We start from the raw sequence: 9737 nt of genomic DNA, 5'->3' as shown, positions 1-9737 counted from the left end.
AATCGACGCTTAGCATTACGATTTGAGAAATCCGATCTCTCTTTCCTTGCCTTTATAGCTTTAGCATCTATTAAATACAACCTTTGTTAACAGTGCCTACAACCATTATCAAACTTAGCCATAGGCTCCGCATTAGCTATTATTTTAGTTAAAAGGGGTAGTATATCGTCTGCACAGATAGTGCTTATTGGTTCATTATGGTTAAATTACATATACGGTTGTGTGATATATGTAGCTAGCCTTATTTTTGGAAATAAAAGATGGAGCGCCTATTTTTATCTGATATTTATATATATTTTAGGGCTCATCAATATACATTATCTAATTAAGTGATAATTATAAAGTTAGTATGAGATAGCATGCCATCCCTCACTAACTTTATAATGCGATATCTCAAGATATTAAGCAAATCACTTATTTAATCCCCTTTCTGATATAGCCTTTAAAAGAAGCCTATAACCTGAGTAATCTTCGTGAAACAAGAATCTTGCAACCCTTGTTATTGTTGCAATACTTACTTTTGTTTCTTCATGTATCTGTCTATATGACATATCACCTTTGTACAGCAATTGTGCAACTAACCACCTTTCACGCATAGAACGTATTTCAGAAGGTGTGCACAAATCCCTAAAAAATGCGGCACAATCTTCTTGCGTTTTGAGAGTTAGAATCGCTGAATACAAATCTTTCTCTTTCTCTAACAATGATGACATATTGTTTAAATATTATACAAAAATTTTACGAGCACACTGCTCAAGCATAGCTACTTCAAAAGTATCGAAATAACATACGCTTCTGTTGGCCTAATGTAGCACTAATACCACGACTTGCATAGTAAAAAAACGAAAATATCTCAAAAAACAAATAGATATCTGTGTTAAATATATAATTAATCCGCAATGCACTTATAAGTAGCAAATTTTTAGTGATGTTATCATCTCATCAATCTATTCATTTTTACATATAAAGAGGTATTTTCTAGCCCTAGTAAGAGCTACATATAAAAGACGCGTAGATTCTAGAGAATCTGTATATTTTAATGACTCGAGCTCAAGATTAATTTTATCTATAGAGCGGAGATTTTTTAAATGGATTAATTTATAATAATTAACCCAAATAGATTTGGGTTGTACAATCTTTGTTATATCGCAAAAATCAGCTAGTATAACAGCATCTGATTCCATTCCTTTTGAGGCATGTATCGTCATGATTTTTACCGCGCTTTCGCGCAATATTTCATCTTTATATATAGATTCTAAATCATAAAACCACCTAATAAATGATGCTATACCAGCCCTCCCTAACTTCTCAAAATCTCTAGCTATGTTTAAAAAAGCAAGCAGCAGCTTCTTTTCAAATAAATCCAATCTTGACTGCGCTTTAAGTAAAAGAAAAATTAAAATATCATAGACGGATTTATTCTCTGCATACTTAATAAGTGCATTTAATTCACTTATTAATGCCTTGTTATATTTTTCGAGATTATTAAAAAAACCCTTTGTATATATTTCGAATATTGATTCCTCGGATAAATCAAAAATTTTTGATTTAAGCATGGACATCAAACTTAATTCATCATGTGGCTTTATAATAAACTTCAAGGTAGCAACAAAGCCTTTTATTATCAAATAATCTTCTAGCTTATTTGATCCATATAAAAAAATAGGGATATTGTCTGATATAAAAAGATTTATAATTTTTTGTTGTAATATGCTTCTTTTTCTAAATAAAATCATTATTTCTTCTGCGGAGACATGATCTTTCATGATCATTTCTTTGACTTTTTCTAGTATTATATATGCAATTTGATCATTTTTATCCCGATACTCAACCAATCCGGGAATGAGCCATGAATCCGTATCTAGCTTTTTATAACCGATACTAACTTCTTCTATTTTACCACTAAAATCCTTATTTGAGGCCTTTTGTTCCTCGTAATTACACCCTATGAGCCCCGAAGATATATAAGTATTTGTAAAGTCTAAAATCTCTTGAGCGCTTCTATATGAGCAATTTAGGTTAATTTCCACCCATTTTTTCCTAGAGTGGATAGTAGCATTTTTATAGTAAAAATAGGCATTTTTGAATATTTCAGGCTCGGCACCCTGAAACCCAAATATAGATTGTTTATAATCTCCAATTATAAATACCGTACGCTCAGTTTGCCTCGCACTATCTCCAGAAAAAAACTCCTCTGTTATACTTTTGATTATCGACCATTGAATGGTATTAAGGTCCTGTGCCTCATCTATCAACACATGGTCTACCTCTTGATCTATGATCATACGTACCCATGCACTAATCTCGCTTTGCGTCAAAAGTTCATAAGCATCATTCAGTATATCAGCATAACTTATAAATCCTTCTGCAATCTTCTGATTTTCATATAATTTTAGCGCTTTGAGACCAAGATATGATAGCCTTAGATTTACCAAGCCAGCCTCAAGCGCATTAATATGCGCGAAATATTTTAGTACCTCCTCCTTATGCTCATTTATTATACTAGATTCATCAGGATATAAATTGACAGTAGCACTTTTTAGAAAATTCTTTCTTGGTTCACCTGATTTTGTCAAAAAGATTTTTGCATATTTTGCAAAGGATTTTTTAAAGCCCCCATTTTGCAAATATCTTAGCGCCTCCGAAATATGACCTCCTTCACATTTGGCCACTATATTATATGCATCTATTATGTCATTTACTCTAATATTTTTGTAAAAATCAGTTAATAGTTGTCTTTTTTTAAGTAGTTTAATACCAAACATCTTCTCTAGTTCGCACTTATGCTCCTCAAAAGAAGAGTTAAGTATAGGTGTTATAAGATCGGAATGCTCAACAAGATCTTTCACATATAAAAAAAACTCTTCGTCTTTAATATATGATTGATGCGATATAATTTTATATATAGAGCATATAATGATTCTTTTTTGCTCTGCATTATTTATGATCTTTTTGAAATTTTTTTCTGAAAAGCGCGTTAGCAAATCAAGGCAAAATGAATGCAATGTTCCTATCTTTAAATTTGGCGCAAGTAAGAAATTAGTATAAAGTCTCCTAGCATTATCTATTTCCCAATCTTGAGGCTCTCTACCAAAGATAGAAAATAGCTCACTTATTAATTGTTCATAACTACATTGAAAAAAGAGGTGCATTTTATTTATTAACCTCTTTTTAACCTCTAAAGCGGCGGATTGTGTAAAAGTAATGCACAAGATATTTTTTAATGGCGATTTGCCCAATATTAAGATCCGTACTAATCTATCTATTAAGATTTTAGTTTTACCAGTACCAGCAGAGGCACTTACATATACACATGCGTGCGGATCTGAAGCCCTTATTTGTTCTTTATTTATATTCATAAAGCCATAATTAAGAGGCCTTATTCATCATTATTGATTTCACTTTTTATTTTTTCTATTCTGAGCTTGGCATTTTCAACTTTTTGCATGCATATTTTATAAAGCTTCATGCCTTCCTCATATAGACAAACCGTATCCTCAAGCGCTATATCTTCTGACTCAAGTTTAGAAACTATAGAATCAAGGCTTTCCATGGCGGACTCAAAGCTAACTTCATGTTGCTCTGACTTGATTTTATTTTTAGTTTTTGTCATAATGGTTCATGTCAGGTGGTTTTTGTGTATATGGTAGCTAAAATATATATAGCCGCAAGAAGTGCTATGCAATCTGCTCAGAAAAAAAACTGGATACTTGAATACACACAATCTAAGCCTTTTTATATAGATCCTACAATGGGCTGGGCGGGGAGCTCAGACGTCCAACAGCATATAAGGTTGGACATTTAAATCAAAAGAGGAGGCTCTTGCGTATGCCAAATCTAATAACATAGAATATGTGATAGAGGATGTTATACCAGCAACTATTACAGCAAGAAAATCATATGTTGATAATTTTAAACCCTTAGTAACTTCTAACTAGGGTTTTGCGAAACTCCCAAAACCACCTTGGTACGCCTTCACGAATTATATTTTTAAAAATTATCCCCTAAAAATAGGGGAGCCAAATGGTGGTATATGTCAAAATGATCATTATTATTTTCACTATCTTTTAATGCTTTTTGCGCCTTTAGTTTACTTGATCTATGTTCACTTGACTTATGATCCTCATCATACAACATTAGTTCATGCATTTTTGTCCAAACGTCTGAAACAATATAACCATGCAAAGTTAGTTGAGGTGAGTTACATACCGGCATCTTTGTATGATCTCTAGTTGGTATCTTTCCTATTCCTACGCAGACATTATCCCCCAACACTTTCTCAGCTTCCGATATCACTGGTAGATTATCATCTGGATTACCATATGCCATACCTTCTTTAAATACGCTGTAACGCATTCTATAAAAATCTCCATTGATACCAAAATCTATTGCGCCATTACCGTATTTATTACAGTCAATATAATTGTAATATTGACTACAAGATACATCCCCACTACCGCATGCAAAAAATACATCATTCCACATCTTGGATAAATTAAGAGCTAAGTGAGCATGAGAAGCAGAGCAATCATGAAGTTTGCCGATTGGAACTAGCCCATTTAGATCTACGTGAGACTTAGAAACAACAAATTCATCTCTAAAAATAGTACACTTAACAATAGTGCTAGAAGAAAGAGGGTTATTTACCGCACGACAACCATCAAGAAAACCAAACTGAAAACTACTAAATTCACTCTCGTTTAAGAAACTTTTAACAGCAGGGTGCATTATGTAATCAAAATTACCCAAATACTGTAAATCTTTTATTGCGATAACATTTGGCATATCTCTACGAATTTATTAAAGGGCGAGTAGCCGCATACTATTATGATACCCCATTTCAATAAATGATTTCAAGATTTTAAATACAAGAATAGCAAAAAGTAGCCTTATCTGCCAAGTAGAGGGTATTATACTTGATTACAGTATATTAAGCTGTTATATTATCGCGACGCGGCGACGCTCTAGTACAGTTAATAATGTATATTGGTATTTTAAAGATCTGTTGCGTGTTTGTTGTATATGTATTATTTGGTATATGAAAGAGCTCACAGGGCAGAATAAATATAGCTCTTCTGATTCATTCTGATGAATCAGATATAAACACTAATGTAAGAGAAGGAAGGAGAGGTAAGGGTTAGTGCTGAGGTACAAAAGTATCGGAAATGGCTCTCTATTATTGGTAAATCAGATTTTCTGAATACGGATGCAAAAGCGGGAGAATTTCATGATACGTTGATAGATAATAAGGTTTTTAATAGTCCATCAGGCGATCACTGCGAGCTTTATAAGCTTATGGTGACAAATCAAGACTATTGTGGTACAATAAAACTTGAACAATTCATTGAGATAGATAGGACATTTAAATTGAAATCTGGATCTTATAAAATCTCGCTGGCAGAATTTATGCAAAAGAATAAGGTTTTTTTAGTAAGAACGAAGAGGTCAATTTATTTTTTAGCCTATCTAATAGCCTAGGATTGACCGGTATCGAGAGCATTAAAAACACGCTAATGTTTGTATCATCGCACAAAGAATTTTTAACTAATACACTAAAAGCTAACTTACTATTTGATGTATATAAAGAGTTAAAATTCACTACTATTGATGAGGCTAAAAAGCTTGCTGAAGCCATTAATCCTAACCCTTTGGAATAATGTAGTAGCAAAAGCACTGCGTGATGCATGGGATGGGGCTGAAAAAGAGACCAGGTCTAGTGTTCGAAAATTTATTAGTTTTATGATTAGTAATCCAAATCATTGGAGTGCTAAAGCAAAAGTTATCCAATTGCTTAAGGTGTACCATGCTCTCAAATTAGACGCAAAAGAATTAGTTGAAATTATGGAAGAATATCAAGAGTTTTGGAATGATGAAAGAAAAGTTGATCAGTTACTTGAATTGGGAAGGCATTATGATTTAACTTATAACGGTATTAATGATAAGACTATATCCCGGATTGTTAAATCTATGGAAACCAAATCTCAAATTTTGGATAATAATCAAAAAATCAATATATTATTAGAGCTTAATGCGGGCAAAAAAGCTGATGGAAAGTATGCCGCACTTATTCTTGAATCTATGGCTGAGTATCCAATAATTTGGGCTAATGAAATTAATACAATACTTAAAGTTGCGGTAAGTTCTCACATAAGTGACACGGATATTGCGAAACTTGTAATATCTATGCATGAGTATCCAGGGATTTGGGATCGTGAAAAAGACATTATATATGAAAAGATAGTGCTATTGCGCGATATTATTACCTCCATTAAAAGTCCATTAAAAGTCCATTAAAATCTGATTCAGAATTATATTCTCACGAGTCATATAAATTTATCATTAATGATAAATTCTCGCCCCAGATGCCACTTGACAAATTTCAGTGGGTTTTAGATATTTTTAATAATTATAGAGATTCCAAGACCTATAGTGGATCAGATGATGTGAAGACGCTATATAAAGTTGTTTTCTCGCCTAGCTTTGTAAAAGCTGTGCATGAAACAGATATGAGTGCGCTGAAGAAGATAGGGTGATTTGCATGGTGGTTTCTTTATAAAAGGTGAGTTATCTATAGATAATCTGCATGGATACATAGATCTAGTTAATTGGTTTAATAAGAATAATGATCATGGCGGTGCACAAGATCTTATTTCTATAATTAACCACATAAAAAATAAGGTTGAGGCTGAGGAGGCTAAAAAGCAGGCTGAGAATTTAAACAAGAACGTAAATGCTGTTAGTTGTGATGAAGAAAATAGTGATGAGGAAAGTAGTGATGAGGAAAGTAATGATGATCGTATTGCGAGGGAGGAAAATAGTGATGAGGAAAGTAGTGATGAGGAAAGTAGTGATGAGGAAAGTAGTGATGATCTTATTGCGATGGAGGAAATGGAGTCGTATGAGCTGATGAATGCAAAAGTGCGTAGTGAGAATGATATACTTAATAAGGTGCAAATTAAGGATTCACTGTTTTCCATGATAATGGATAATATGTACTATGTAAAAGGTGATCTGGATGCTATAAAAAAGTTTAGCGCTGAACCAAAGCGTTGTAATCAGGTAGCCGCTTATTCTATAAGGAATATAATGTACTGGTCCTATATGCATGGGACAGCTGAAGCTATAAAGCAGGGTAAAACTAATGGATTGGGTAATTTGGTATATGTTTCCTTTTTATCATTATGACAATCCTAACGAAAGTATGAAGTGGCTGATGACTGGATTTAAAGGTTTGGGAATATGTAATGAGGTAACTCTGGGTGGTGAACTCGTGGACACTAACATTATGGACGCATATAAAATGTATTTGTTTGCGTTCTTGGGGTATGACGAATTGATAAATATCAGAAAGACATTTCCTCCATACTCGAAGGATAAAATACATAACGATCCAATAGATGAGTTTCTTAAATTAGAGGATGAGCGGCTTAATATTCTAGAGGATGAGCTTGGAGAGGGAGGGCTGGGGCGTCCTTCCAATATATTTTATCTTGTCACCGGTGTTTCAGCTATACACACAACAACAGATTGGTTAAAGGTATATAAAGATTATAAGGATCATGAAAATGTCTCAAAATTTCATCTAAGATCTCATCTATTGAATGCTGGCGTCAGCTCTACACATACGGTACTTTTGATTACTGGGCATAGCTTACCACAATTGCCTGCTATAAAAACAATTGTCCAGGTATATAATAAAGATTATGCAGGAGCTATTACAACATCACTGTTTACAGTAGGGTTTTATGTGGTAAATTTTATGTTATCTAAACATGCATCACCTGAAGCAGCAGCTAATACAAGTAAGATGTTTGTTGCAGCTTCTGGAATACATGGGATATATGAGCTTGGTAACCTTGTATATAACTTATTTATTGTAGGTAATCCAAATGAGGTTATGAATGATAAGACATATGCATGCCCAGATTATATTCCAAATGGTACAATGGGCTTTAAACCTGTATGCTGGACTTTTATAGGAAATTTGAATGAAACAAAAACAAGTTTAATATTTCAATTGGAACCATTTGAGGTTTTTAATGAAACAGTTGAGATGTAGCGCTTAACATGTTACTGAAATTGTCTAAGGTAATTTGGGTTGATGGAGTGGGCTTGGCGATGTACTTTTATATTAAAGTACCAAATGGCTTTATTACAGTCTATAGCTTTTAGAACATTCAAAGTTTATTAATAAAATTAATAAATATACTAATCTAGTAACGAGGCGCTTAAAATATCATTAAGCACCTCGTTACCTTAGTTTCTTTTGCATATAGCCATTTTATTTGAGGTGGCATACTTAGTAATACTTCTTGTATTACAGCTTATTAGCTATGCTAATTTAACTTAAATAATTGTAACAAGCTTTTGTATATAATATTCTACATTAAATTTGTAGATGTCATTACCTCTTATACCCGGATTGTTCTTGCCCACCCCTTTCACCATTTAGTCTCTCTACATGACTTTTATCATGGTGTTCGGCAGATTTTGGACTTACCTTACTTACCCATTGGTTTGCGACTTGAGGTGCAGTATGCTTAGAAAGATTCTCTTTAATATCATTTTCGTTTTTTCGAATTTTCAATTCCCTGCTTAGTCTCTAACTTAATACCTACTTTCATCTCAAGTGAATCTGCAAGATTCGAGATCTGACCCATTAAAGTTTCAAGCTGCTCTTGTGGTGAGCTCTTTATGTTTTCTACTTTTTCACCATCTTTCTTTGCAACCTCATCTTTCCCACTGAACATTTCTTTTATTGCTCCATATATATGCTGTATAGCGCTTATTACCCCCTCTTTTTCAAGCTTTTCTACACCTTCTGCTAGCCCTTTGAGCAATCTAAATGTTTTATATAATGAGCTAAAATCTTTATGATCATCAAGCTTATTTTCCTTATCAGTTAACCCATCTGCAATAGTTTTAACAACGCCAATAAGTTGCGCAAGTGATTCCTTCAATATAGATTTTGCAAAATCTATAGTAGGACTTTTTATACCAAGAAAAGCTTGAACCATATCAAATATTTGCCCAAGACTCTCTCTGGCATTATCTACTATACCTTTTTTATTGGATTGATCTTGCCGATCAGTGGCATTTAAATCATTTTCAGTATCTTTCATAAGAATTACATTTAATAATCATGTATAAACAGAAGCATATGAATCCATATATTTCAATGTATTTAAGTAAAATCGAAATATTTACCCAGTCTATTTTTATGGATTGGTAATAATGAACGATACCAAATTATGACAACTTATTAGTTTAGTGCAGGCTGTATTGTCATAAAAAGATAGATTTTGTTACGTGATAGCGCGACAATGTGTGTTGAATGAATGTGATATGTGTAAATTTTGCTCTAATAAAACTATGATCAAGATAGGCAAGCAAATGTGAAGAATCAGATTGAACATAAAATACACTCTCAAAGAGGGATGCATCAATGTATATTAACAATGTTTGAGCTATGATAATGAATATTCAGATAATATACATCTGGAAAAGCTGTATAAAAGGAAGTTAAGAGCAAATGATATATACCTATTTTAGAGAGCTATATACAATACAGCCAAATCGCCATAAAAAAGTGACATAGCTAACTTTGAAAATAGCTTAGCTATCATTGAGTTAAGTGAGGTATGTCACGTTAAGTGTGTAAGTTGAATTTTAAGCCCTACATCTGTCAGGGAACAAGATGTGGAACTGATTGAGAGCTAAGGCCCAATCTCTGATCG

At 33.2% G+C, this 9737-nt stretch carries 12 protein-coding genes; 6 read left to right on the top strand and 6 right to left on the bottom strand.

The window, feature by feature from the left end:
• Positions 1–410: 410 nt before the first annotated feature.
• From Cyrtocomes_RS03740 to xseB, 3 genes are all read right to left on the bottom strand, one after another.
• Positions 411–683, bottom strand: coding sequence for a YerC/YecD family TrpR-related protein (locus tag Cyrtocomes_RS03740; protein ID WP_322497867.1), 273 nt, complete (start codon positions 681–683; stop codon positions 411–413).
• Between the two features lie 264 nt (positions 684–947).
• Entirely contained in the window at positions 948–3359 is a 2412-nt protein-coding gene (locus Cyrtocomes_RS03735; protein WP_322497866.1) for a UvrD-helicase domain-containing protein, read from the bottom strand.
• A gap of 20 nt (positions 3360–3379) precedes the next feature.
• Complete coding sequence (xseB, locus tag Cyrtocomes_RS03730; protein WP_322497865.1) at positions 3380–3613, bottom strand: exodeoxyribonuclease VII small subunit; 234 nt, start codon at positions 3611–3613, stop codon at positions 3380–3382.
• A 30-nt stretch (positions 3614–3643) separates the two neighbouring features.
• On the opposite strand from xseB, the gene Cyrtocomes_RS06140 reads away from it, so the two are divergent.
• Complete coding sequence (locus Cyrtocomes_RS06140; RefSeq protein ID WP_410519699.1) at positions 3644–3805, top strand: NADH dehydrogenase ubiquinone Fe-S protein 4; 162 nt, start codon at positions 3644–3646, stop codon at positions 3803–3805.
• 185 nt (positions 3806–3990) lie between these two features.
• On the opposite strand, the gene Cyrtocomes_RS03725 is transcribed toward Cyrtocomes_RS06140, so the two are convergent.
• Entirely contained in the window at positions 3991–4785 is a 795-nt protein-coding gene (locus tag Cyrtocomes_RS03725; protein WP_322497864.1) for a hypothetical protein, read from the bottom strand.
• A 510-nt stretch (positions 4786–5295) separates the two neighbouring features.
• Between Cyrtocomes_RS03725 and Cyrtocomes_RS03720 the strand changes: the two genes are divergently transcribed.
• The 5 genes from Cyrtocomes_RS03720 to Cyrtocomes_RS03700 all read left to right on the top strand — a co-directional run bounded on the left by Cyrtocomes_RS03720 (position 5296) and on the right by Cyrtocomes_RS03700 (position 8059).
• A complete protein-coding gene (locus Cyrtocomes_RS03720) occupies positions 5296–5478 on the top strand; it encodes a hypothetical protein (RefSeq protein WP_322497863.1) in 183 nt (60 codons plus the stop codon).
• Positions 5479–5607: 129 nt separating this feature from the next.
• The gene (locus Cyrtocomes_RS03715; RefSeq protein ID WP_322497862.1) at positions 5608–6294 is read left to right on the top strand and encodes a hypothetical protein; all 687 of its coding nucleotides are present in this window, start codon (positions 5608–5610) and stop codon (positions 6292–6294) included.
• 68 nt (positions 6295–6362) lie between these two features.
• Positions 6363–6533, top strand: coding sequence for a hypothetical protein (locus Cyrtocomes_RS03710; RefSeq protein ID WP_322497861.1), 171 nt, complete (start codon positions 6363–6365; stop codon positions 6531–6533).
• 1 nt (position 6534) lies between these two features.
• Positions 6535–7185 carry a hypothetical protein gene (locus Cyrtocomes_RS03705; RefSeq protein WP_322497860.1) on the top strand — a complete coding sequence of 217 codons (651 nt, stop codon included), beginning with the start codon at positions 6535–6537 and terminating at the stop codon, positions 7183–7185.
• The gene (locus tag Cyrtocomes_RS03700; RefSeq protein ID WP_322497859.1) at positions 7163–8059 is read left to right on the top strand and encodes a hypothetical protein; all 897 of its coding nucleotides are present in this window, start codon (positions 7163–7165) and stop codon (positions 8057–8059) included. The genes Cyrtocomes_RS03705 and Cyrtocomes_RS03700 overlap by 23 nt, the downstream gene beginning before the upstream one ends.
• Positions 8060–8404: 345 nt before the next feature.
• Here the strand turns inward: Cyrtocomes_RS03700 and Cyrtocomes_RS03695 are convergent, their stop codons facing one another.
• Together Cyrtocomes_RS03695 and Cyrtocomes_RS03690 are read right to left on the bottom strand one after the other, a co-directional pair.
• The gene (locus Cyrtocomes_RS03695; protein WP_322497858.1) at positions 8405–8587 is read right to left on the bottom strand and encodes a hypothetical protein; all 183 of its coding nucleotides are present in this window, start codon (positions 8585–8587) and stop codon (positions 8405–8407) included.
• Positions 8562–9122 carry a hypothetical protein gene (locus tag Cyrtocomes_RS03690; RefSeq protein ID WP_322497857.1) on the bottom strand — a complete coding sequence of 187 codons (561 nt, stop codon included), beginning with the start codon at positions 9120–9122 and terminating at the stop codon, positions 8562–8564. The genes Cyrtocomes_RS03695 and Cyrtocomes_RS03690 overlap by 26 nt, the downstream gene beginning before the upstream one ends.
• Positions 9123–9737 lie beyond the last annotated feature (615 nt).

The sequence above is a fragment of the Candidatus Cyrtobacter comes genome (genome assembly GCF_034470605.1).
Lineage (GTDB): Bacteria > Pseudomonadota > Alphaproteobacteria > Rickettsiales > Midichloriaceae > Cyrtobacter > Cyrtobacter comes.
Note: the sequence above shows the minus strand (reverse complement) of the source record. Positions and strands in the feature narration are given on the sequence as shown.

Excerpts from the sequence above, each read along its gene's own strand:
- Cyrtocomes_RS03720 (WP_322497863.1), top strand. The coding sequence starts at position 5,296 with ATGGTGACAAATCAAGACTATTGTGGTACAATAAAACTTGAACAATTC.
- Cyrtocomes_RS03690 (WP_322497857.1), bottom strand. The coding sequence starts at position 9,122 with ATGAAAGATACTGAAAATGATTTAAATGCCACTGATCGGCAAGATCAA.
- xseB (WP_322497865.1), bottom strand. The coding sequence starts at position 3,613 with ATGACAAAAACTAAAAATAAAATCAAGTCAGAGCAACATGAAGTTAGC.
- Cyrtocomes_RS03715 (WP_322497862.1), top strand. The coding sequence starts at position 5,608 with ATGAGGCTAAAAAGCTTGCTGAAGCCATTAATCCTAACCCTTTGGAAT.
- Cyrtocomes_RS03710 (WP_322497861.1), top strand. The coding sequence starts at position 6,363 with ATGCCACTTGACAAATTTCAGTGGGTTTTAGATATTTTTAATAATTAT.
- Cyrtocomes_RS03735 (WP_322497866.1), bottom strand. The coding sequence starts at position 3,359 with ATGAATATAAATAAAGAACAAATAAGGGCTTCAGATCCGCACGCATGT.
- Cyrtocomes_RS03725 (WP_322497864.1), bottom strand. The coding sequence starts at position 4,785 with ATGCCAAATGTTATCGCAATAAAAGATTTACAGTATTTGGGTAATTTT.
- Cyrtocomes_RS03700 (WP_322497859.1), top strand. The coding sequence starts at position 7,163 with ATGTTTCCTTTTTATCATTATGACAATCCTAACGAAAGTATGAAGTGG.
- Cyrtocomes_RS06140 (WP_410519699.1), top strand. The coding sequence starts at position 3,644 with ATGGTAGCTAAAATATATATAGCCGCAAGAAGTGCTATGCAATCTGCT.